General features: G+C 60.9%; 19 protein-coding genes. 16 read left to right on the top strand and 3 right to left on the bottom strand.

Features of this window, described 5'->3' with window-relative positions; genetic code table 11:
* The first annotated feature begins 20 nt into the window (after window positions 1-20).
* A complete protein-coding gene (locus K315_RS0108770) occupies window positions 21-410 on the top strand; it encodes a cold-shock protein (RefSeq protein ID WP_015450651.1) in 390 nt (129 codons plus the stop codon).
* 5 nt (window positions 411-415) lie between these two features.
* Entirely contained in the window at window positions 416-1,810 is a 1,395-nt protein-coding gene (locus tag K315_RS0108765; protein ID WP_420796745.1) for a DUF3027 domain-containing protein, read from the top strand.
* 121 nt (window positions 1,811-1,931) lie between these two features.
* Here K315_RS0108765 and K315_RS0108760 read toward each other — a convergent pair whose 3' ends face one another.
* Window positions 1,932-2,912, bottom strand: a complete 981-nt coding sequence (locus K315_RS0108760; protein WP_029577109.1) for a universal stress protein — start codon at window positions 2,910-2,912, stop codon at window positions 1,932-1,934.
* 150 nt (window positions 2,913-3,062) lie between these two features.
* Between K315_RS0108760 and K315_RS0108755 the strand changes: the two genes are divergently transcribed.
* Window positions 3,063-5,669: an ATP-dependent Clp protease ATP-binding subunit gene (locus K315_RS0108755; protein WP_029577108.1), complete on the top strand. Its 2,607-nt coding sequence runs from the start codon at window positions 3,063-3,065 to the stop codon at window positions 5,667-5,669.
* Window positions 5,670-5,955: 286 nt separating this feature from the next.
* Here the strand turns inward: K315_RS0108755 and K315_RS0108750 are convergent, their stop codons facing one another.
* The gene (locus K315_RS0108750; RefSeq protein ID WP_029577107.1) at window positions 5,956-7,407 is read right to left on the bottom strand and encodes a DUF349 domain-containing protein; all 1,452 of its coding nucleotides are present in this window, start codon (window positions 7,405-7,407) and stop codon (window positions 5,956-5,958) included.
* A 101-nt stretch (window positions 7,408-7,508) separates the two neighbouring features.
* On the opposite strand from K315_RS0108750, the gene hisS reads away from it, so the two are divergent.
* From hisS to K315_RS0108695, 12 genes are all read left to right on the top strand, one after another.
* Window positions 7,509-8,900 (top strand): histidine--tRNA ligase, encoded by a 1,392-nt coding sequence (gene hisS / locus K315_RS0108745; RefSeq protein ID WP_033521161.1) that lies wholly within the window; start codon window positions 7,509-7,511, stop codon window positions 8,898-8,900.
* 70 nt (window positions 8,901-8,970) lie between these two features.
* Complete coding sequence (gene aspS / locus K315_RS0108740) at window positions 8,971-10,770, top strand: aspartate--tRNA ligase (protein WP_015450645.1); 1,800 nt, start codon at window positions 8,971-8,973, stop codon at window positions 10,768-10,770.
* 259 nt (window positions 10,771-11,029) lie between these two features.
* Complete coding sequence (locus K315_RS0108735; RefSeq protein WP_029577105.1) at window positions 11,030-11,824, top strand: amino acid ABC transporter ATP-binding protein; 795 nt, start codon at window positions 11,030-11,032, stop codon at window positions 11,822-11,824.
* Between the two features lie 77 nt (window positions 11,825-11,901).
* Window positions 11,902-12,750, top strand: coding sequence for a glutamate ABC transporter substrate-binding protein (locus tag K315_RS0108730; protein ID WP_238556494.1), 849 nt, complete (start codon window positions 11,902-11,904; stop codon window positions 12,748-12,750).
* The gene (locus K315_RS0108725; RefSeq protein ID WP_029577103.1) at window positions 12,747-13,424 is read left to right on the top strand and encodes an amino acid ABC transporter permease; all 678 of its coding nucleotides are present in this window, start codon (window positions 12,747-12,749) and stop codon (window positions 13,422-13,424) included. Before K315_RS0108730 ends, K315_RS0108725 begins: the two co-directional genes overlap by 4 nt.
* A gap of 5 nt (window positions 13,425-13,429) precedes the next feature.
* Entirely contained in the window at window positions 13,430-14,602 is a 1,173-nt protein-coding gene (locus tag K315_RS0108720; RefSeq protein ID WP_029577102.1) for an amino acid ABC transporter permease, read from the top strand.
* An 18-nt stretch (window positions 14,603-14,620) separates the two neighbouring features.
* Window positions 14,621-14,749 (top strand): hypothetical protein, encoded by a 129-nt coding sequence (locus K315_RS10880; RefSeq protein ID WP_274518223.1) that lies wholly within the window; start codon window positions 14,621-14,623, stop codon window positions 14,747-14,749.
* Between the two features lie 249 nt (window positions 14,750-14,998).
* Window positions 14,999-15,331, top strand: a complete 333-nt coding sequence (locus K315_RS10800) for a YbaK/EbsC family protein (RefSeq protein WP_244874300.1) — start codon at window positions 14,999-15,001, stop codon at window positions 15,329-15,331.
* A complete protein-coding gene (locus K315_RS10795) occupies window positions 15,322-15,501 on the top strand; it encodes a YbaK/EbsC family protein (protein ID WP_238556496.1) in 180 nt (59 codons plus the stop codon). The genes K315_RS10800 and K315_RS10795 overlap by 10 nt, the downstream gene beginning before the upstream one ends.
* A gap of 51 nt (window positions 15,502-15,552) precedes the next feature.
* Complete coding sequence (locus tag K315_RS0108705) at window positions 15,553-16,620, top strand: PPK2 family polyphosphate kinase (protein ID WP_029577101.1); 1,068 nt, start codon at window positions 15,553-15,555, stop codon at window positions 16,618-16,620.
* Between the two features lie 384 nt (window positions 16,621-17,004).
* The gene (locus K315_RS0108700) at window positions 17,005-19,605 is read left to right on the top strand and encodes a DEAD/DEAH box helicase (RefSeq protein ID WP_029577100.1); all 2,601 of its coding nucleotides are present in this window, start codon (window positions 17,005-17,007) and stop codon (window positions 19,603-19,605) included.
* A gap of 67 nt (window positions 19,606-19,672) precedes the next feature.
* A complete protein-coding gene (locus K315_RS0108695; RefSeq protein ID WP_029577099.1) occupies window positions 19,673-21,226 on the top strand; it encodes a replication-associated recombination protein A in 1,554 nt (517 codons plus the stop codon).
* A 33-nt stretch (window positions 21,227-21,259) separates the two neighbouring features.
* Here K315_RS0108695 and K315_RS0108690 read toward each other — a convergent pair whose 3' ends face one another.
* On the bottom strand, window positions 21,260-21,565 hold the full coding sequence (locus tag K315_RS0108690; RefSeq protein ID WP_015450635.1) for a YhbY family RNA-binding protein: 306 nt from the start codon (window positions 21,563-21,565) through the stop codon (window positions 21,260-21,262).
* Between the two features lie 279 nt (window positions 21,566-21,844).
* On the opposite strand from K315_RS0108690, the gene K315_RS0108685 reads away from it, so the two are divergent.
* Window positions 21,845-22,981 carry a 4-hydroxybutyrate dehydrogenase gene (locus tag K315_RS0108685; RefSeq protein ID WP_029577098.1) on the top strand — a complete coding sequence of 379 codons (1,137 nt, stop codon included), beginning with the start codon at window positions 21,845-21,847 and terminating at the stop codon, window positions 22,979-22,981.
* Window positions 22,982-23,686: the final 705 nt, after the last annotated feature.

Raw genomic sequence — 23,686 nt, 5'->3', positions numbered from 1 at the left:
GGAGTAGGAGAGGTGTGCTTATGCCCACGGGACGGGTGCGTTGGTTTGATGCGAACAAAGGTTACGGCTTCATCGCCACGGATCAGGGCAAGGACGTGTTCCTGCCCGCCGCGGCGCTGCCTCAAGGTACGACGACGCTGCGCAAGGGCGTGAAGGTCGAATTCTCCGTGATCGACGGGCACAAGGGACCGCAGGCGATGGGCGTCAAGCCGATTGCCGCGGGCCCGTCGCTGGTCAAGGCCACCAGGCCGAAGCCTGACGACATGGCCGCCATCGTGGAGGATCTGATCAAGCTGCTTGACAAGGCGGGCAACGATTTGCGGCGTCACCACTATCCTTCGCCGGCGGACAGCAAGAAGCTCGCGACGGTGATGCGTGCGGTTGCAGACGACTTCGACGTACAGGAATGATGAGCATGCAGACAATTGAGAATCCGCAGGACGAGCCTGAGACGCCACGGATTGACCCCAAGTCGCTCGCCCGGTCGGTGGCCATGACCGTGGCCGACGAGCCGGACCAGGTCGGGCGGTTGACTCGTTCAATCGACGAGGACGATCATGTCACGGATTTCCGTTTCGAATCCAAGAAACGGGGATACGAAGGCTGGGAATGGTCGGTGACGCTGTATCACGACACCGATATCGACGAGTGGACGGTCAACGAATCCTCGCTCGTGCCTACGGATCAAGCCTTGATGCCGCCGGCATGGGTGCCGTGGAAAGATCGTTTGCTGCCCACCGACTTGTCGGTGACCGATTCGATTGGGACCGAGCCGGACGATTCCCGGCTCGAGGACGGTTTCCGTCGTACTGAGCCGTCCGCGGCTGCGCCGACACCCGATGCTGATCAGGCACAGGCCAAGGAGCAGGGTGAAGATGGGCGGACACAAGCCGAAGACGATGTATCCGTACAAACTGGGGATACGACGGACAACCCCGAGGACGCATCGGTGACTTCCGCACAGGACCTTGAGGACAGCGTCGAGGAATTCATGTTGTCCCGCCGTCACGTACTCAGCCCGCTGGGACGAGACCAGACCGCAAAACGCTGGTATGAAGGTCCTCACGGCCCCAAGGCGCTGTCCACGAAAACGGCGGCCGGCAATCTGTGCTCGACATGCGGGTTCTTCGTACCACTCAAAGGTGATTTCGACCGGATGTTCGGCGTTTGCGCGAACAAGTGGAGCCCCGACGACGGCCGTGTCGTCTCGCTTGACCACGGGTGCGGGGAGCATTCGGAAATCGATCCGCCGCAGCCGTCGCATCTGTGGGTGCAATCCAAACCCGCCTACGACGACATGCATATCGATGTCATCGCTCAGTCTCCGCGCGAGGAGCGTGGCCAGGTCGAGCTGCTTGAAGAGGCCAGCGAAGTCGATATCGACAACAACACCGTCGAGGATGACGAGACGGATAGCGAGGAACGCGATGACACCCAGCAGACCCCGCAGGTCGAATCGGTGATCACCGTGGACGATTTGGAAGCGGCAGGGTTCCCCGAGACCGATCACGGTGACGACGGTGACGATGATGACGATGCGGCTGACGACACCGCTGACACCGCCGAAGCCGCTGGCAACGCTGGCACCGCTCAGAACGCGGAAAACACTGACGCCGGTGATGTGGCTCAGACAGCGGAAGTTGTACCATCCGACGGCAGGAAGCAAAACGACGATACGGAGACATCGGATGATGCCGCGGAAACCGGCAACGCCAAGTCCGCCGCCTATGGCGATACCGACGATACCGCGAATCCGACTGATGCTACCGGCGCCGACGGCAACGGGGGCAACCCCCAAAGCGCCGATTGAGCCGGCTTGACCGTTTCGCTTAGAGTAAGGGCCGCCTTCCGCCCAGGAATGTGAATCCTGCGGACCGGCGGCCCTTGTCGTATCTGTACGGTCTATCCGCACAGCGCGCGGCCGGGAACACTCAGTGCACGACCGTCACCGTGCATTCGGCGAAATTCACGAGCTGACGAGAAACCGAGCCGAGGAAATGGGCGTCCAGACCGCTCAACCCGCGCGACCCGACCACCAGATGGCTTGCGTAGCGTGAAGCGCTGATGAGCCCCTTCGCTGCGGGGATGTGGAACGCATTCGCATGGACGTCCACCGTGTCAGGGATATGCGCTTGCGCGACGACATCGTCAAGCAACTGTTGCGCGCGCTGCTGGTCCACCGACATCGGCGCGACCGCGTTCTCATAGCCTGGAACAGTGTCCAGATCCTTGAGCTGCCAGCAGAACAGGATATGCAGCGGCGCCCCATGGATGCGCGCCTCATCGACGGCGAACGCCAGCGCGCGTTTCGAGATGGAGGAGCCATCAATACCCACGACAACCGGCTTGCTGCGGTTGTCACCGACAACCGGCGGCTGCGCGTAGTGCACGGTCGAATCTCCCGGAGTCAGCGAATTGGCAATGGCGTCCTGCACATCGGCTTCCTCGTCGCTGGCGAACCGCACGACTGTGACCGGAACCTTCGCTTCCTCCGCCAGCGAAGCGGACAGCGATCCCAGGAACCAACGGGCAACACGATTGAGCGACCGGCGGCCGACGACAATCTGCTGCGCGTTCGACCCGAGCTCGAGCAGCGCATGCGTGCCGGTGGCCCGAACCGAAGTGAGTTTGAGCTTTTCAGGATCGAAATCCATGTCAGCGCCCGCCCTGTCAACCCAGTCGCGCAGCCGGGCCGTCATCTGCTCGCGTGCGTCTTTCCACGCGTCATCGGTTTCAGGTTTCGCGCCCATATCCCACGAATGGGTCCATCCGAATACCGCATTGACATGCTGTCCAGTCAGTGAGGCTTCGCTCAAGGCCCAGCGCAACGCGGCGAATGATTCGTCAGAACCGTCCACGCCGACGACGATGTCGGCCTCGCGGCCGGTGACCTGTCCAAGATTGTCCGTCATTTCATCCTCCTTGAGGCGGCTTATGAGGAAGCTTACACTGCCAAGCATATCGTCTTGTTTGCGTTGATAGCGCAATTGCCACGCATGAGGGAAGAAACGTCACCGCGAATCTGTAAAGTGAAGTGGACAAACAACAGTGGAAGGACAAGCATGTTCGAACGGTTTACAGACCGTGCACGGCGCGTGATCGTGTTGGCGCAGGAAGAGGCTCGCTCCCTGCAGCACAACTACATCGGCACCGAACATCTGCTGCTCGGCCTGATTCGCGAGGGCGAGGGCGTGGCCGCAAAGGCGCTCGCCTCCAAGGGCGTGAATCTGCAGGACACCCGCAAGCAGGTTGAGGAGATGATCGGCAAGGGCAATGCGTCGCCCAACGGCCACATCCCATTCACCCCACACGCCAAGCAGGTGCTTGAGCTGAGTCTGCGCGAGGCGCTGCAGTTGGGGCACAGCTATATCGGCACGGAGCACATCCTGCTCGGCCTGATTCGCGAGGGCGAGGGCGTCGGCACGCAGGTACTCATCAAGATGGATGTCGATCTGGGTGAGCTGCGCAGCACGGTCATCGATATGATCCGCGGCAATTCAACCGGCCCGGATACCGACAACAAGGGCGAACTGGCGAATGCCGGCGGCGTCCAGGACAAGCGTGGGCAGACCGGCTCAGCGATTCTCGATCAATTCGGCCGCAACCTGACCGCCGAAGCCGCGGAAGGCAAGCTTGACCCGGTGATTGGCCGTTCCGCGGAAATCGAACGTGTCATGGTCGTGCTGTCCCGCCGCACCAAGAACAATCCGGTGCTGATTGGCGAGCCTGGCGTCGGCAAGACCGCTGTCGTCGAGGGGCTTGCGCAGAAGATCGTCGCGGGCGATGTGCCTGAAACACTTAAGGACAAGCAGGTTTATTCCCTTGATCTGGGCTCCATGGTGGCCGGTTCGCGCTATCGCGGTGATTTCGAAGAGCGCCTGAAGAAAGTGCTCAAGGAAATCAAGACCCGCGGGGATATCGTCCTGTTCATCGACGAAATCCACACGATTGTCGGCGCCGGTAGTGCCGACGGTGCCTTGGGCGCGTCCGACATGCTTAAGCCGATGCTCGCGCGCGGCGAACTGCAGACCATTGGCGCGACAACGACCGAGGAATACCGCAAGTACATCGAAAAGGACGCGGCGCTGGAACGCCGTTTCCAGCCGATTCAGGTCCACGAGCCTTCGATTGCCGAGACAATCGAGATTCTCAAGGGTCTGCGTTCGCGGTACGAGAACCATCATCATGTGACCATCACTGATGGCGCGTTGCAGGCCGCCGCTGAGCTGTCCGCACGCTACATCCAGGACCGTCACCTGCCGGACAAGGCGATCGATCTGATCGACGAGGCCGGTGCGCGGCTGCGGATCAAGCGTCTGACGGCCCCACCAGAGCTCAAGGATCTTGACGCGCAGGTCGCCAAGGTGTCCGCTGAGAAGGACGAAGCCATCAAGAAGCAGGACTTCGAGAAGGCCGCAGAACTGCGTGACAGTCAGGAGAAGCTGGAAGCCGAGCGCAAAGAGAAGGAATCCTCGTGGCGCGAAGGCGAATCCAACGTGAAGATGGAAGTGAACGAGGAGGTCATTGCCCAGGTCGTGGCCAGCACGACGGGTATCCCGGTCTTCAAGCTCACCCAGGCGGAATCCAAGAAGCTGCTCAACATGGAAGCCGAGTTGCACAAGCGCATCATTGGCCAGGACGAAGCGGTTTCCGCGCTCGCCCGGTCCATCAGGCGTACGCGTGTCGGCCTGAAAAATCCTAAGCGTCCGGCAGGTTCCTTCATCTTCGCCGGTCCGACCGGTGTCGGCAAGACGGAGCTCGCCAAGACCTTGGCGCAGTTCTTGTTCGATGATGAGGACGCGTTGATCCGCGTCGACATGTCCGAGTTCTCCGAGAAGTACGCCGCATCCCGTCTGTTCGGCGCGCCTCCGGGGTATGTCGGGTACGAGGAGGGCGGCGAGCTCACCGAGAAGGTGCGCCGCAAGCCGTTCTCCGTCGTACTGTTCGACGAGATCGAGAAGGCTCACCCCGACATCTTCAACACCCTGCTTCAGGTACTTGACGATGGTCATCTGACCGATGGCCAGGGTCGCAAGGTGGACTTCAAGAACACGATCATCATCCTGACCACCAACCTGGGCACACGCAATATCGCCAAGGCAGCGAACACGGGCTTCAACCTCGGTTCGGACACCGAGACGAGCTACGACCGCATGAAGGAGCAGGTGTACAGCGAACTCAAGGAACAGTTCCGTCCCGAGTTCCTCAACCGCCTTGATGACATCATCGTGTTCCGTCAGCTCACCGAGCCGCAGGTGCGTCAGATCGTCGATCTGGATGTCAAGCAGCTCAACGACCGTCTGTTTGACCGTCATATGTCGCTCGAACTGACCGACAAGGCCAAGGACCTGCTTGCTGAGAAGGGCTTCGACCCGCTACTCGGCGCACGTCCGCTGCGCCGTGTGATCCAGCGCGACATCGAGGACGCCATTTCGGAGAAGATTCTCATGGGCGAGTTGCACGACGGCCAGCGTGTGGTCGTGGACGGCGAGGGCGAAGGCATTCTCGGCGATTTCACCTTCACCGGAGAGGAATTCTCTGAAGGTGACGACGCCGGCAATCCGGATGCGAAGCTGGTCGGCGCCACGCCGGCACTGGCAACGGATGCGTCAGCACAATCCGGCGATACCGGAGCTGAGGGCAACGGAGACATGCCGTCGTTGTCGTAAATCTGTCCGCGATTGTCGCCACTGTTGAGGGGTGGTCCTGCACGGTTTGCAGGGCCACCCCTCTTGCGTTGTCTCACTGCGTTGTGCCGCCGCGTAGCGCCAATGGCAACAGTCACGTCACCTCGTTGTCGTCATCGAACCGGTGACTCCGAGGCATCTCGACCAGGCTATCGTGTGGAATAGGGTAGGGCAGTGGAGGGCAGGACTGCTTGGCTGATAAGCAAATCGCCGGAATCCCGACACTTGCGGGATTCCGGCGATTCGCGCACGTTCGGTTGGCAGCCGACTACTTGATGGCGTTCAGCCACTGCTCCTTGGTTGCCTTCTCGGCTTCTAGCTTGGCCTTCTCGGCCGGGTCGGATTCCGCGGCGATCTTGTCGTCAAGCTCCTTGAGCTGGGCGTTGAGCTGCTCTTCGAAGCTGGACTTGCGGGCGTCCGCCTCCGGATCGCTCTTCTTCCATGCAGCGTCTTCAACGGCCTTGATCTGACGATCGACTGCGTCAAGACGGTCTTCGATGCGACGCATGTCCTCGCGCGGCACGTATCCGATCTGGTCCCATTCGCCTTGGATCTCCGCGAGCTTCTGACGAGCCTGCTTCGCGGCCTTCGCGTCGGCGACCGGCACCAGCGCCTCGGCCTTCTTTAGCAGCTCTTCCTTCTTTGCGAGATTCTCCTTCTCGGAAGAATTAATCTGGTCTCGATCGGCCTGACGAGCGTTGAAGAAGGTGTCCGCGGCCTCACGGAACTTCGCCCACAGCGCGTCGTCATCGCTGCGGCCTGCGCGACCGGCTTTCTTCCAACGGTCCATCAGTTCGTTGAACTTGCGGGAGGTTTCCGCCCAGTCGGTGGAATCCTTGATCTCGTTCGCCTCGGCGATGATCGCTTCCTTCTCGGTCTTGGCATGCGCGCGCTCGTTGTCGCGAGCTTGCGCCCACTTGCGACGCTGCTGGTTGAAGGTCGTGCGCGCGGCGGAGAAGCGCTTCCACAGCGCGTCGGCATCGGCACGGTCGATGCGCACAGAATCGCGCTGATGGGCCTGCCATTCGTCGAACAGCGCGCGGAACTTGTCTGCGGTCGAACGCCAGTTCGTGTTGTCGCCCAGTCCGGCGGCGACGGCTTCGGCCTTCTCCACGATTGCCGTACGCTCCTGGACCGCCTTGGCGACGGCTTCTTTGCGGCGGTTCGCGAGTTCTTCCTTCTTCGCGTCGCCGTCCTTCTTGAGCTGCTCGAATTGTGCACGCAGTTCGGCGACATCGCCCACGACAGCGGGTTCCTTGGTCTCTTCACCTAGCAGCTTGACCGATTCGTCGATCTCGTGGGGCTTGATGGTGTTGGACTTCAGCCGGTTGGCGAAGACATCGAGCTTCTCCTTCAAATCGAGGAACCGGCGGGCATACAAGGCGAGTGCCTCTTCCTTTGAGGCGTCGGGGAACTGGCCGACTTCGCGCTCGCCGTCTCCGTCCTTGACGTACACGGTGCCGTTGTCGTCAACATGTCCGAAGGACTCGGCCTGCTTGACATCCTCATCCGAATACGCAACGTGCGCCGCGGGAGCCGCGTTGTGATGTGCCGGCTTCTTCTTGGCGAACGCCGCGGGCGACAACGCGTGATGCTTGATGTTGGCAGGAGAGGGGACCGCTGTTGGCTCGGCGCCGGTTTGCGGTTGCGGGGTAGTCTTCGTCGTCTGCCCCGCGTTTTCGGTGGTGTTCTTTGGTTCGGTGACGTTTTCGTCGGCCATGGCCAGCTCCTTAAGCTCATGTAGTGAGGTGTCGCGGGTCGCATGAGGTCGTATGAGACGGTGCCGCATGTTTTCCACAACTTCACTTATTATAGGGAATCGTGGCTAAAGGCGCATCAATTTCAGGATTTCCAGAGTGGCTCCCCTCTGAACGTGTTGTGGAGCGGCGTGTCATCGACACGCTCCGTAGGGTTTTCGAGCTCAATGGCTTCATCGGCATTGAGACGCGCGCCGTTGAAACTGGCGCGAGTCTGCTGAAGAAAGGCGAAACCAGCAAGGAGATCTACCTGCTGTCGCGTCTTCAGGAAGTCGGCCATGAATCCGACACGCCGATTGAGGAGCGTCTTGGTCTGCACTTCGATTTGACGGTGCCGCTGAGCCGGTATGTGGTCGAGCATTCCGGCACGCTGGCGTTCCCGTTCAAGCGTTGGCAGATTCAGAAGGTCTGGCGTGGCGAGCGCCCGCAGGAGGGCCGCTTCCGTGAATTTGTCCAGGCTGATATCGACGTGGTCGGCAATGGCGATTTGCCTGAGCATTACGAGGTCGAGCTGCCGCTGGTCATGGTCAGCGCGTTGGAGCAGCTGCGCGAGTTCGGCCTGCCGAAAGCGATCGTGCATGCGAACAACCGCAAGCTGTCTGAAGGCTTCTACCGTGGGCTCGGTCTGACTGACATCGAAGGCGTGCTGCGCGAGATCGACAAGCTTGACAAGATCGGCGCCGACGAGGTCGCGCGTCTGTTGGTCGAAGGCTGTGGCGCGAACGAGGCTCAGGCGCGTGCCTGCCTGGAGCTTGCCGAGTTGACGGCAGCCGATGGCAAGGAGCTTGCCGAGAAGTTCGACGCGCTGTGCGCCAAGCATGGCATCGCGACTGACAGCGAGGCTTGCGCACTGGCCCGCCAGGGGCTCGATACGCTTGCGATGATCGTCGACGAGGCGGCTCGCATCCGTCCCGGCTCGGTTATTGCCGACCTCAAGATTGCCCGCGGTCTGGATTATTACACCGGTTCCGTGTACGAGACCTTCCTTGACGGCGCCGATTCGCTCGGTTCCATCTGCTCGGGCGGCCGCTACGACAATCTTGCCTCCCAGGGCAGCAAGCGCTACCCGGGCGTCGGTCTGTCCATCGGTCTGTCCCGCTTGGTGTCCTACATGCTGCACACAGCGGGAGCGCATGCCTCACGCATCTCCCCGGCTGCGGTCATGGTCGCGGTGTGGAATGAGGACGACCGTCCGGCCGCCAACGCGATCGCCAATCAGCTGCGTTCCCGCGGCATCGCGGCCGACGTCGCGCCGACTGCGGCGAAACTCGGCAAGCAGATCAAGTACGCCGACAAACTGGGCATCCCGTACGTGTGGTTCCCTGCGGCGGCGAGCGAGGACGGCGAAGCCAAGGGCGACGAGGTCAAGAACATCATCACCGGCGACCAGACCCCGGCCGATGCCAAGTCGTGGGAGCCGGATACTGTGTATGCCCGGCAAACTGTCAACCTGTAAACAAGACTGAAATGCTTGGAAAACCCGGTTTTCCGCCGATTTCTGAGGACTTGACAAGAATAGAGGAAGCATGAGCCAGACGGCTTACAGAACACATCATGCCACGGAAGTGACCGAGGCGCTGGTCGGGCAGAAGGTCACGCTCGCCGGTTGGGTCGATCGTCGTCGCGACCACGGTGGTGTGGCGTTCATCGATTTGCGCGACAACACCGGTCTCGTGCAGATCGTCATCTATGATGAGGAAATCGCGCGTCCGCTGCGCAGCGAATTCGTCATCCAGGTCACCGGCGAGGTCCGCCTGCGCCCGGACGGCAATGAGAACACGCATCTGGCCACAGGCAAGATCGAGGTCGTCGTCGAGGATCTCAAGGTGCTCGCCAAGGCCGACGCCCTGCCGTTCCAGGTGTCCACCGCGCTCGAGAACGAGTCCGAGAACAAGCTTCCGGGCGAGGACGTGCGCCTGAAGTACCGCTATCTCGATTTGCGCCGCCCGCAGATGCAGCGCAACCTGAAGCTGCGTTCCGATATGACGAAGGCCGCGCGCCACGCGCTTGAGGACATGGACTTCACCGAGGTGGAGACCCCGACCTTCATCAAGTCCACTCCTGAAGGCGCCCGCGACTTCCTCGTGCCTGCCCGCTTGGTGCCGGGCTCCTGGTATGCGCTGCCGCAAAGCCCGCAGCTGCTCAAGCAGCTGCTCATGGTCGGCGGTGTTGAGCGATACTACCAGCTGGCGCGCTGCTACCGGGACGAGGACTTCCGTGCGGACCGTCAGCCGGAGTTCACCCAGCTCGATATGGAAATGAGCTATGTCGACCAGGAAGACGTCATCGCGATGGCTGAGAAGGTCATCCAGGCGATCTGGAAGACCCGCGGCTATGACATCAAGCTTCCGCTGCCTCGCATCTCCTGGAAGGATGCGATGGACAAGTACGGTTCTGACAAGCCTGATCTGCGGTTCGGCAATCAGCTCATCGAACTGACCGACTACTTCAAGGACACGCCGTTCCGCGTGTTCCAGGCCCCGTATGTCGGCGCGGTGCTGTTCAAGGGCGGTGCTTCGACTCCTCGCCGTCAGTTCGACGCGTGGCAGGAGTGGGCGCGCCAGCGTGGCGCGAAGGGCCTTGCCTATGTGCAGTTCACCGAAGACGGCGAGCTGAAGGGGCCGGTCGCCAAGAACCTGTCCGAGCAGGAGCGCAATGGCCTCAAGGAGGCTGTGGGCGCTGAGGACGGCGACGCGGTGTTCTTCGCCGCTGGCGCCCGTGAATCCTCCCAGCTGCTGCTGGGTGCGGCTCGTGTCGAACTTGCCCGTCGTGCCGGCCTGTTGCATCCGGACGAGTTCGCGTTTACGTGGGTTGTCGACTTCCCGCTGTTCAAGCCGACCGATGATCCGGATGACGATGATGTGGCAGTCGGCCACTCCAAGTGGACTTCGATGCATCACCCGTTCACCATGCCGAGCGCTGATTGGATCGACAAGTTCGACAAGGATCCGGAACATGCGATGAGCGATTCGTATGACATCGTGTGCAATGGCGAGGAAATGGGCGGCGGTTCCGTGCGTATCCACCGCGTGGATATCCAGGACCGTGTGCTCAACGTGCTGGGCATCGGCAAAGAAGAGGCCGAGGAGAAGTTCGGCTTCCTGCTCGAGGCCTTCAAGTACGGCGCCCCACCGCACGCGGGTATCGCGCTCGGCTGGGATCGTACGGTGTCCCTGCTCGCCGGTGCCGATTCCATCCGCGATGTCATCGCCTTCCCGAAGGCAGGTGGCGGCCGCGACCCGCTGACCGGCGCCCCTGCCCCGATCTCGGACGAGCAGCGCGCCGAAACAGGTGTCGACTACGACCCCGAGGAGGACGAGGACTGAGCCCTCGCATCCGGCATGTGCCCGGCTGAGCCTTGGACGGCAGCAGGCAGGCGAATACGTCCGCCGGCTGCCCATACCACGGGTGGTGATGCTGTGGGCGCGAAAAATTAACGTCCAAGAAACATGATGCCCTGTTCCGCGCAATGGTGCGGAACAGGGCATCTGCGTTCCAGCGAACGGCAGCACCGCCAGCAGGTGCGGGAACAATTTTGCGGGACGCCTCCTGACTTTGTGCCTTGAACCGGTTAGACTGGCATGCATGTTAGAAATCCAAGAACAAGAAACCGCGAATTCTGCCGTTCCACAGGCGCAGGACACGCATCCGCTGGTCGAATTGACCCATGTCGAGAAGCATTTCGGTCACCTGCACGTGCTCAAGGACATCAATCTCACTGTCAACAAAGGTGAGGTGCTGGTTGTCGTCGGGCCGTCAGGTTCTGGCAAATCCACAATGTGCCGCACCATCAACCGTCTCGAAACCATCGATTCGGGCGATATCCGCATCGACGGCAAACCGTTGCCGCAGGAAGGCAAGGAGCTTGCCGCCCTGCGCGCCGAGGTCGGCATGGTGTTCCAGTCCTTCAACCTGTTCGCCAACAAGACGATCCTCGACAATGTCACGCTCTCCCCGATCAAAGTGCGTCATATGCCCAAGGATGAGGCGGAGAACCTCGCCATGGACCTGCTCGCACGCGTCGGCGTGGACTCGCAGGCTGAGAAGATGCCGGCGCAGCTGTCCGGCGGCCAGCAGCAGCGCGTCGCCATCGCCCGGGCGCTCGCGATGAAACCGAAGGTCATGCTGTTCGACGAGCCGACCTCGGCGCTCGACCCGGAAATGGTCAATGAAGTGCTTGATGTGATGACCGAACTGGCTCATGAGGGCATGACCATGATTTGCGTGACTCATGAGATGGGGTTCGCCCGCAACGTGGCCGACCGTGTCGTATTCATGGCGGACGGCAAGATCCTTGAATCAGGCACGCCGGACGAGTTCTTCGAACACCCCAAGACCGACCGGGCCAAGGACTTCCTGTCGAAGATCCTCACCCACTGACCATCACGCTCCATCGGTGCGGGGCCGCCCTGCGGGGATGAGGGCGCAGACGCCGGTGGCACCAAGGAAAAGGCATTATGAACAAGAGATTGAGCAGTATGGCCGGGCGTATCGCGCGCACGGCCGTGGCGGCCGTATGCACGGTCGCGTGTGTGCTGTCCGTCGCCGCCTGCGGCGCGGACGACGAGGCGGGCAAGATCCGTATCGGCATCAAATTCGACCAGCCTGGCTTGGGCTTCAAGAAGTCCGGCACGTATGTCGGCTTCGATGTCGATGTTGCGAAATACATCGCTAAAAGCCTCGGCTATTCCGAGGACCAGATCATCTGGAAGGAAGCGCCGTCCAAGCAGCGCGAGGCAATGATCCAGAACGGCGATGTCGATATGATCCTCGCCACGTATTCCATCACCGATGACCGCAAACGCGTGGTCTCCTTCGCCGGCCCGTATTTCGTCGCCGGGCAGGACCTGCTGGTACGCAAAGGCGAAACCGGTATCAACGGGCCGCAGGACCTCAACGGCAAGCGCCTGTGCTCGGTGACCGGTTCGACTTCCGCTGTCACGGTCAAAGAGCGGTTCGCCAGCAAGGTGCAGCTTATGGAGCAGCCCGGGTACGCCGAATGCGCGACCGCGCTGTTGTCAGGCATCGTAGACGCGGTCACCACGGATGACATCATCCTCGCGGGTCTCGCCTCGGCGTCCCGCGGCAGGTTGCGAGTCATCGGCAAGCCGTTCACCGTCGAGCGTTATGGCGTCGGCATCAAAAAGGGCGATACGAAACTCGCGTCGCAAATCAACAACGCCATCACCCAGATGATCCAGGACGGCTCCTGGAAACGCGCGATTGACGACAACACCAAGGGCGTCGCCTACACGCCGAACGCCAAATACAACCCGCCGACACCTACGGAAGGGGAGAAGCAATGAACGCATTCGCACAGCTGTTCAGCCAATATGACATCCCTGGCGCATTTCTGGTGAACATCGAGCTGACCCTGTGGTCGGCGCTGTTTTCCACGATTCTCGGCGTGATTCTGCTACTCATGCGGATTTCGCCGATTTCCTCACTGCGCCGGGTCGCCAGCGGATACGTCGAGCTGTTCAAGAACATGCCGTTGACCATCATCATGGTGTTCATGGTGCTCGGCGTGTACGCGCAGCTCAAACTCAGCTTCTCGAATACTTTCGCCACGAACTTCTTCTGGCTGGCCATCACCGGCCTGTCCCTGTATACGGCGGCATTCGTGTGCGAGTCCCTGCGTTCGGGCATCAACACCGTGCCGGTCGGACAGGCCGAAGCCGCGCGCGCCTTGGGACTGAACTTCTGGCAGGCGGCCACGCAGGTCATCCTGCCGCAGGCCATCCGCGGTTCAGTCGCGCCGTTGGGCAACACCTTCATCGCGCTGCTCAAGAACTCCACCGTCGCCGCGGCGGCATCGGTGGCGACGGAAACCTCGACTATGATGAGCGAGATGATCGAATACCACGCCGATCTCATCGTGCCGATCTTCCTGACCTTCGCCTTCGGGTACGTGATTCTCATCATCCCGTTCGGCGCGTTGACCACGTATCTGTCCAACAAGCTCGCGGTACGGAGGTGACCGGTATGGCGAACGCAACAAGCAACAACGACACCAACACTTCGGTCCTGTTCGACGCCCCAGGGCCGCGCGGACGTAAGCGCATCCGTATTGCCAACGCGGTGGCGATCGTCGTCTTTGCCCTTGTGCTCGTGCTCATCCTGATGCGCCTGCACAACCCGCCACAAGGCGAGAACCAGCTCTCTTGGGAGCTGTGGAAACCTGCGCTCGACGCAGAAGCGTGGACCGACTTCTATCTGCCGGGACTGTGGATGACCGTCAAGGCTGCATTCGTCGCAGTGATCGGAGCAGTGCTCTTCGGCATCGTCTTCGGTATCGGGCGTCTGCTGCCGGCGGCCCCGTTGCGCTGGATTTCCGCGGTGATCGTCGAATTCTGCCGCGCGGTGCCTGTGCTCATGATGATGATCTTCTTCTGGCGTCTATTCGCCTTCATGGGCATGGAAAATCCTGCTTACTGGTCGGTCGTCTTGGGACTGGTGCTCTACAACGGCTCCGTGGTCGCCGAACTCGTGCGCTCCGGCGTGGGCAACCTGCCGAACGGGCAGCATGAGGCGGCGCTCGCCCTCGGTCTGACCCGCACGCAGTCCCTCATGCAAGTCGAGGTCCCGCAAGCCATCTATGCGATGCTCCCCGCGGCAGTCACCCAGCTGGTGGTCGTGCTGAAGGATACCGCGCTCGGCTCGATCATCATGTACACCGATCTGCTCCAGGAATCGCGTCGTCTCGGCTCGATGTACTTCAACATCCTGCAGACGCTCGTGGTCGCCGCGGTCATCTACTTCGTGTTGTGCTGGCTGCTGTCTCGACTCGCCGAATGGCTGCCCTCGCGCATGCAGCGCCATACTGCGGCCCCCGCCGAGCCGGAAGTGGTTGCGCCGATTGCAATCATGGACCCATCCAATGTCAACCAGATCGCGGTGGCGAAGGAATCGGACGAACTGCCGCGCGGCGGTGCGCCTCGCACCTATCATGAACATCACCGCGGGTCGAACGCGTCCATCCATGAATGGCAGAAGACCCGGTACATGCAGGGCTACGACGAGAAACACCCGGATGTGGCCCAGCAGCGCCATCATCTCGAGGTTGCCTTGCCCGGCATACCAGGTACCCACAAGAAGCGGGACAGTGATGCGGGGCAAGGTGGTGAAGGTCGCGACGACGCCAGACGCGCAGACTGACCGACATCTGACATCAGTATGCCCGAACATACCGGCACCGGCCCGGTCGGCGGATTCGATATCCCGCCGGCCGGACCGGTGCAGTTGAGCGGCGGTGTCCGTAGGGGAGTGGATGCCACTGTGGACGCCGTCCTTGCCCGTGCCTGACTCCGTCGAATATCGGCGGTGTCTGTGGCCATGAACACCGGCCATAACCAAAGCGTATATGCTGAAGGCCCCGGCAGGCGTTTCCCCACACATCCCCGCGTTATGCTCGCAACCACAATCGCTCGCGAATAGAGCGTAGGCAACAACAGGTACGGACATGAAAGCGAGGATTCCATCGCGGATTTCAAGGCGGCGACCGGCGATCTGGTACTTCACGACTGGCACGGCAGCAAGCTGCTCGCCCAGCCTGTGTTGGATGCGCTGACGCGGTTCACTTCGGAAGGCATCATCGATCCGGCCCAGATCCTCGGTGTCAGCGAAAACCTCGACGAGGAATCGGATACGGATATCTTCTGCCTACGGCATGGGCTCGATCTCGCGCAGGCCGGCAATGTCGTCATCGTCCACACTCATAAGACGCGCAAGGCGCCCCCGCAATTCGCCGCGGCACTGGTCAACGGCGACACGCGGGCCGATCTCAATGGTCTGGTCAAGCACACGCTACAGGTCAGCAAGGTTTCATTTGCCCCTGTGGCCGACGCCACAGCCGCCACCGGTATGGAGTCCGAGGTATGTCGCTGATTGGTTTGCCGGCAGAATGGCCCGTGTTGGTTGACGCGCGCATTCTGGAAACGCCTACACTGTTTATCGGAAGCGGCATACGTCCTTCGAAACTGGTCGTCAACGGCGCACTGTTCGCATACCTTCCCGGTGTGCGTGTCATCGAAGGGCTTGGCAAGCCTCGCGGATAAGCGCGGTGATTCGCCGGTAGGCCTGCTTCCGCACGTATCAGGAGGCATACGATGACAGACACGGCACCACATGCTGCCGAAGGCGGCAAGCAGCGCAACCACGACCACAAGGGCCACGACAAGGATAAAGATAAAGCCAAGGACAAGGACGGCGCCAAGCAGGTCGGCAAGGCGCTGCGCAAGGCCGAGCATCATATCGAGAACCTCGACAAGGGCCCGGATAATGATATCGAACGCCGTCTGGAACGTGCCGACGCGTCGTCCAGGCTGCTCAGTTCAGTGTGGGATGAGTCGCCCTCTGAGCTTCTGCAATTCCATCCGGGAGACCAGCTGACGGACGTCGATGGCGGTTCCACTCCCGGCTTCCCAGGCAACAAGGCACAAGGCGAACGTTTTATCGCCATCAGCTTCGGTGAAATCGCGAGATACCAGCAACTGCTGTACGCAAACGGGACGAAAGGGTCTCCGAGGCGCATGCTCATCGTGTTGCAGGGCATGGATGCCTCCGGCAAGGGCGGAATCGTGCGGCATGTGTTCAGCCAGACCGACCCGATGGGCATCCATTACCACGGCTTCGGCGCTCCGACGGAAGAAGAGCAAGCGCATGATTATCTGTGGCGCGTCCGCCGCGAGCTGCCGAAACCCGGCTGGATTTCGCTGTTCGACCGGTCCCATTACGAGGACATCGTCATGCCGCATATCTACGGCACGTTCCCTGAGGATGTGTGGCGCGCCCGGTACGACCAGGTCAACGAGTTCGAGCATGAGCTCGTGGACAGCGGCTGCACGGTCATCAAGATCTTCCTCGTAATCACCAAAGACAAGCAGAAGGAGCATTTCCTTACGCGTCTGAGTGATCCGACCAAGCACTGGAAGTTCGACGTGAGTGATTTGGACGCCCGAGCCCGGTGGGATGACTACATGGCCGCATGGCAGGAGGTGTTCGAGAAAACCAGCACCCCGGAGGCGCCGTGGTACCTGGTCCCAGCGGACAACCGTTGGTATTCGAGGGCGGTTGTCAGCGAGCTGCTGCGCACGTCGCTGCGGGATATGGGCCTGAGCTGGCCGCCGCTGAACTGCGACGCGGATGCGATGCGCCGCCGGCTCGACGAGGAGTAACGGCCGGGGAGTGGCTCGGCGCGTGGTGTTTGGTGCTTGGGTAACTCCGCCGCCGTGCGACTTTCCGGTTGCACTGTTGCCCGGTACCGCCGCCCGCCTCGCCGATTCCCGTGGTATTTCCCCGTTGTGCGACAACTCGGTAGCACCGCTTCCCAGTACTTATCGTCTGTTCTGCGAGACTCTCCGTATCTCGCCGTTGTGTCCTTGAGAAGTCGCATCCCATTGGAGTGTCTCTTGTCCGATATTGAAATCCGAAGGTGTTCCGTCATCGGGCAATCTGATAGTCGCACGGTGGTCAGTGATCTTCTTCTTGTTCGTGGAAATTGTCGGCATCCCGCTCTCCCCCATCGCCCGCAAGGCACGCCACGCGTTAGACTCAGGGGTATGACGCAGGACGAGCAACGGCTGGATGCCGACGGAACGAACGGGTACGGGTCACTCGGGGTGTTGGCCCCGCACGACGGCGAGCGGCGCAACCTTGACGCCGACGCGATTTTCGATCGCTTCTTCGGCTGGGTGGAGGACACCAAGGGCATCACCCCTTGGCCCCACCAGGAAGAGGCTATCATGGACCTGCTTTCGGGCGACCACGTGATCCTCAACACCCCGACCGGCTCCGGAAAATCGCTGGTCGCGCTCGGTATGCATTTCGCAGCGTTGTGCACCGGTCGCCGCTCGTACTACACCGCGCCGATCAAAGCACTGGTATCCGAGAAGTTCTTCGACCTGGTCGAGGTGTTCGGCAGGGAAAACGTCGGCATGATCACCGGTGACACGCATATCAACGCCGACGCGCCAATCATCTGTTGCACGGCGGAAATCCTTGCGAACCAGGCGCTCAGGGAAGGCGACCAGGCGGACATCGGTTGCGTGGCGATGGACGAATTCCACTATTACGGTGACTCTGAGCGCGGCTGGGCTTGGCAGGTCCCACTGATCACGCTGCCGAACACGCAGTTCCTGCTCATGAGCGCGACGCTCGGCAACGTCGATGCGATCGCCGACCGGCTCGAAGACGCCACCGACACGGATGTCGACATCATCGCCGACGCCCCGCGCCCGGTCCCGCTGACCTACGAATACACCGACAAGCCGCTGCCGGCGACCATCGAGCTGCTGGTCGGCAAGGGCGACACCCCGATCTATATCGTTCACTTCTCGCAGGATGCTGCATTGACCACCGCGCAGGCGCTCGCCAACAGCAATGTCTCCACCAAGGAGCAGCGTCAGGCCATCGCCGAGGCGATGAAGGGCACGAAGTTCACCACGGCCTTCGGCAAGATCCTGCAACGTTTGCTGCGCACCGGTGTCGGCGTGCATCATGCCGGCATGCTCCCGCGATACCGCCGATTGGTCGAGCAGCTCGCCCAGCAGGGCCTGCTTCCGGTGATTTGTGGTACCGATACTTTGGGCGTCGGCATCAATGTGCCGATTCATTCCGTGGTGCTCACCGCGTTGACGAAATTCGACGGTGTCAAGACCCGTCGTCTGCGCGCCCGCGAATTCCACCAGATCGCCGGTCGTGCCGGCCGCATGGGCTTCGATACCGAAGGGCTGGTGGTCGCCGAGGCTCCGGAGTACGAGATCGAGAACGCGCATCAGCTGGCCAAAGCCGGCAATGATCCGAAGAAACTCAAGAAAGTCAAGCGCAAGAAGCCGCCGGAGGGCTTCGTCACATGGAACGAGCACACCTTCAACAAGCTCATTGAAGCGGCCCCCGAGACTCTAGTCCCGCATTTGAAAATCACGCATTCGATGGTGCTCAACGAGGTCGCCCAAGGCGGTGACGCCCGTGCCCGCGTCGACAAGCTCATCGACGACTCCGCGCAGAGCGACGAGCAGAAAGCGCATCTGCACCAGTTGGCGGACGACATCTTCCGCACTATGCTTGACGAGCATTTCATCGAAGCCGTTCCGCGTGACGACGACACCACGGATTACGTGCTTGACGTCGACATGCCTGATGATTTCGCGCTCGACCAGCCGTTGTCCCCGTTCCTTGTTGCCGCGCTCGACCTGCTCGACCCGGATTCGCCCACGTATGCGCTTGACGTCATCTCGATGGTCGAGGCGACGCTCGACGACCCGATGCCGGTGCTTAAAGCCCAGCAACGGCAAGCCCGCGACAAGGCGATGCAGGAGATGAAAGCCGACGACATCGACTATGACGAACGCATGGAACGCCTTCAGGAAATCACCTATCCCAAGCCGCTTGAAGATCTGCTGAATCAGGCTTTTGACACGTACCGCCAGTCGGTGCCGTGGGCGGGCGACTACATGCTCAGACCCAAATCGGTGCTGCGTGACATGGTCGAAACCGCCTCCGATTTCAACGGGTACATCGCCCGGTACAATATCGCCCGCTGCGAGGGCACCCTGTTGCGTTACTTGTCGGACGCCTACCGTTCGCTCGCACGCACGGTTCCGCAGGACATGCTTGACGACCAGCTGCGCGACGTCATCTCCTGGCTTCGCCTTGTCGTCCGGTCCGTCGATTCCAGCCTCGTGGACGAGTGGGAGCATGCCGGCCAGAACGATGAATCCGCGCTTGACACCACCGCTCCGGGTGATCGCGACGCCGTGGTTTCCGACCGTCGCGGGCTCACTGTGCTCATCCGCAACGCCATGTTCCGCCACATCCAGCTTATGGACCTCGACCGCCCCGAAACGCTCGGTGACCTCGACCACGACTGGGGTTACGGCGTTCACGAATGGGAGGATGCGCTCGAAGACTACTATGACGAGCACGACTATGTCGGCATCGACGCTGCCGCCCGCTCGCCGGAATTCTTCATCATCGATGACGCGAACGAACGCAAGGAGCATACGTGGCGTGTCCGACAGATTATCGATGATTCCGATGGCGACCATGACTGGGCGATCGGTGGCACGGTCGATCTCGATGCCACGCAGGAGACTGGCGAGACGGTGTTCGTCGACTATCATGTCGGCCCGATCGGTTCCGACGGCCAGATCGAGGACTGATCGGACCGTGGGGCGATCGCGCATCGCCGGAGTCGAACGATTGTTCGAATTGGAGTAGGGTGGAAGTATGACCGATGATCTGTTCGCCGCGGCCGCCGCGCCTGACGACGTGCTGCGTCCGCTCGCCGTGCGTATGCGTCCCGAGACCCTCGATGAGGTGGTGGGCCAACAGCATGTGCTGGGGGAGGGCTCGCCGCTGCGTCGGCTTGCCGACCCGCAATCGCAGGGCTCATTGACCGCTCCGAGCTCAATCATCTTGTTCGGCCCTCCGGGAGTGGGCAAAACCACGCTCGCCTACATCGTTGCCAAACAATCCGGGCGCGCCTTCGAAGAGCTCTCTGCGGTGACCTCAGGGGTCAAAGACGTGCGTGCGGTCCTCGAACGCGCCCACGAACGGCTTGTCACCTCGCATAAGGAGACCGTCCTGTTCATCGACGAGGTCCATCGTTTCTCGAAATCCCAGCAGGACGCCCTGTTGCCCAGCGTCGAGAACCGTGACGTGACCTTCATCGGGGCCACTACGGAAAACCCGAGCTTCTCGGTCATCAAACCGTTGCTCAGCCGTTCTGTCGTCGTCAAACTCGAATCGCTCGACGACACCGACCTCGGCACGCTCATCGACCGTGCCATCGCCAGCCCACGCGGACTGGAAGGCACCGTCGCCATCGACGATGACGCCCGTGACGAGATCATCCGCATGGGCGGGGGAGATGGGCGCAAAACCCTGACCATCCTCGAGGCGGCCGCAGGTGCGGTCACCGGCGGCAAGCACGCGAAGGATTCAGACAAGCCTGCGGTCATCACCCCGGACATTGTCAGCAGTGTCATGGACGTGGCGACCGTGCGTTATGACAAGCACGGCGACGACCATTACGATGTCATCTCTGCGTTCATCAAATCCATGCGAGGCTCTGACCCGGATGCGGCCATCCACTATCTCGCCCAGATGCTCAGAGCGGGAGAGGACCCGAGATTCATCGCCCGGCGCATCATGATCGCAGCGGCCGAGGAAGTAGGTATGGCCGCCCCGCAGATCCTCCAGGTCACGGTAGCCGCCGCGCAGGCGGTCGCCATGATCGGCATGCCGGAGGCGCGCATCATCCTCGCCGAAGCGACTATCGCCGTGGCCACCGCCCCGAAATCCAACGCCAGCTACAATGCGATCAATGAGGCGCTCGCCGACATCGATGCCGGGCATATCGGCCAGGTTCCGCTATATTTGCGCAATGCCCCGACGAAACTCATGAAAAGCTGGGGTAATCACGAGGGCTACAAGTACGCCCACGATTATCCGGGAGCCGTCGCGCCGCAACAGTATATGCCTGACGAACTGGTCGGTCGTGAATATTACCGTCCCAACGACCGTGGGTATGAGCGTCAGGTGAAGGAGAATCTGGCGCGAATCAAGCCGATTCTCCATGGAATCGGGGCTACCGGAACCGCAGAGGCCGCCGGAACCGCCGGAGCCAGTGCCCGGCCGGGATTGTCAGAATCCGGTCGGGCACCGCAGACCGAGTCCGAGGCGGCATCGAAAAAGCAGCACGCTTCACCGCAATCCGAATCTGCGGCGTCGCATACAGCGTCGGATGCTTCACCGCAGACAGATAAACGGATTGAATGAATTATTCGATTGATTGATACAGCTCAGAAACGCCTACTCGCGCACTAGCACGATTTTCTTTACATCGTCCCGGCGAGATTCGCGGTACAGCACGAATCGGTTACCAATCACCTGCACGACATCGGCCCCAAGCCGTTGGGCAAGCTGGTCTGCAGCCTCACGGGCGGTCAGACCTGAGCCGTCCTGGACCGCGCATTTGATGAGTTCATGCTTGTCGATTGTCTCATCAGCCTGCTTGATAGCGGCATCTGTCACATCGTTCTTGCCGATCCACAGCAGCGGGTTGAGCTGATTGGCCATCGCCCTCAGCTGCTTGGTTTGTTTCTTGGTCAGTGCCATGACATCCTCCGTATCGATTGCGGGTCCATCGGTTCGCCCCGCATGCGCGTGAACCAACCATACCGCATGCCGCGGTCCTTGGAAGCGGGTGTCGCGAAGTGGCATGTCCACATCATGATCATGGTGGCAACGGAACGTTATCCATGAATCTAAACGATTCCGAACCACTGTCACATGTAGGAAACACGCCGGACATATCAGGTGAAATGTCCGGTCCGATAATGCGCGTATCGCTCCCGCATACCGCAATGGGTTGCGGGCCGTTGAAAGAAGGTTCGTATGAAGCAGCTCACCGTTGGTCCCGTGATCCACAAGTTCCCCACAGTCGCGGAATTTGCGAAGGAATTCAATCTTGGGCCTGACGACCTGCTGGTCACCATGGACGTGATGCATGATACGTTCTTCGCAGGCGTCACCAACGGCGCCCATGTGATCACCGTAGACAAGTACGGCAGCCAGGAACCGACCGATGAGATGATCGATGCGCTTATCTCCGACGCTTCCAAGTTCAAGTATTCCCGCATCATCGCAGTCGGCGGCGGTGCCGTCATGGACATGTCGAAGATTGTCGCCGTCGCCGGTGGTGATGGTATCGATGACGTCATCGACCATCTTGCGGACCACCGCCGCAAGGTACGTCTGGTGCTCGTGCCGACCACGTGCGGTACAGGCAGCGAAGTCACGGAAATCGCCGCGGTGAACCGCACGCGTCTGGGCTGCAAGGCGGGCATCGCCGGGCCGGAGATGTTCGCCGATGATGCCGTGCTGATTCCGGAACTGCTCACAGGCCTGTCCGATCATGTCTTCGCCACAAGCTCGATGGATGCGCTTGTACACTCTGTCGAATCTGCTCTGTCGCCGAACGCCACCCCATACACGAAGATGTTCAGCTACAAGGCGATTGAAATGATTGTCGGCGGATATCGGAAAGTGACCGAGGCCGGCGAGGCGGGGTCGGCCGAACGTCGTGCGAAGCGCAACGAGTTGATGGACGACTTCCTCATTGCCTCCGATTTCGCCGGCATCGCCTTCGATACCGCTGGATGCGCCGCGGTACACGCGCTTAGCTATCAGCTGGGCGGCAAATACCATGTGCCGCACGGCGAATCGAACTATGCCATGTTCACGGGCGTGTTGCGCAACTACATGGAAATCAAATCCGACGGAGAAATCGCCACGCTCAACGCCTTCCTCGCGAAGATCCTTGGCTGCGATGCCGCCGTGGTCTATGACCGGCTCGAGGAGCTGATCAACAAGCTCCTACCGAAGAAGGCGCTGCATGAGTATGGTGTGACCCGCAAGGATCTGCCCGAATTCGCCGAACGTGTGATGACCACCCAGGAGCGGCTGATGCGCAACAACTTTGTGCCGCTGGATTACGACCGCGTGCTGAAGATCTTCACCGAACTCTACTGACGCGCGCCCGTCTGGACTTTACGACGGTTGCTGGTATCGCGACGGCCAAGCGCCGCAAAGCGTTGCTGATTGGCGTTAGGTCGCATGCCGGCGCGTTGCATGGGTCCATGTGTTGATACTGGTCGACGATGAATCCGGGTGCAGTGGGACTGAAACGTCTCACCGCACCCGGATTCATCGTTACTGGTGATGTTGCGATGCTGCACTTGATGGTTTCAACGATGTGGTTCAGCATGCGAGCTGCTCGATTTGGGGGATGGGGCAGGTAACGGACGTAGTCGGCGTGCGTGACACGGTGAGGTTTGTTGTTGCGCGGTGTGTGTGGCGCCGTGTTGTTTTTGGGTTATTGGGTGCGGCGCGCTGTTGTTGGTTGGTTGTGTGTGGTGTTTTCGACACGCCGGTGTTTGGGTGTGTTTTGTAGGGTTTGTGGGGTGGTGGTTGGGTGGTTGGTTTGCGTGGGTGGGGTTGGTGGTGTATGTTGTTCTCTTGCTGCCGCTCGCGGGCCGGCTTCCTTTGGGGGGTTGGTTTTGTCGGGTGTGTGGTGGTGGTTTGAGAACTCAAGAGCGTGTCTGTACTACTTTTTTATAGTCAATGATTGCCAGTCCGGTCCCCGCTTCCGTGCGGGGTGTTTGATTGTCCTGCGTGGGAGTCCGCGAGGGCGGTTGATGGGGGTCGGGGTTTTCGTGCGAGTCGCCTTTCCTTATT

Source organism: Bifidobacterium thermacidophilum subsp. thermacidophilum DSM 15837 (assembly GCF_000426425.1).
In the GTDB taxonomy this organism is placed as follows: domain Bacteria; phylum Actinomycetota; class Actinomycetes; order Actinomycetales; family Bifidobacteriaceae; genus Bifidobacterium; species Bifidobacterium thermacidophilum.
This window is presented reverse-complemented; position numbering and strand designations above follow the sequence as displayed.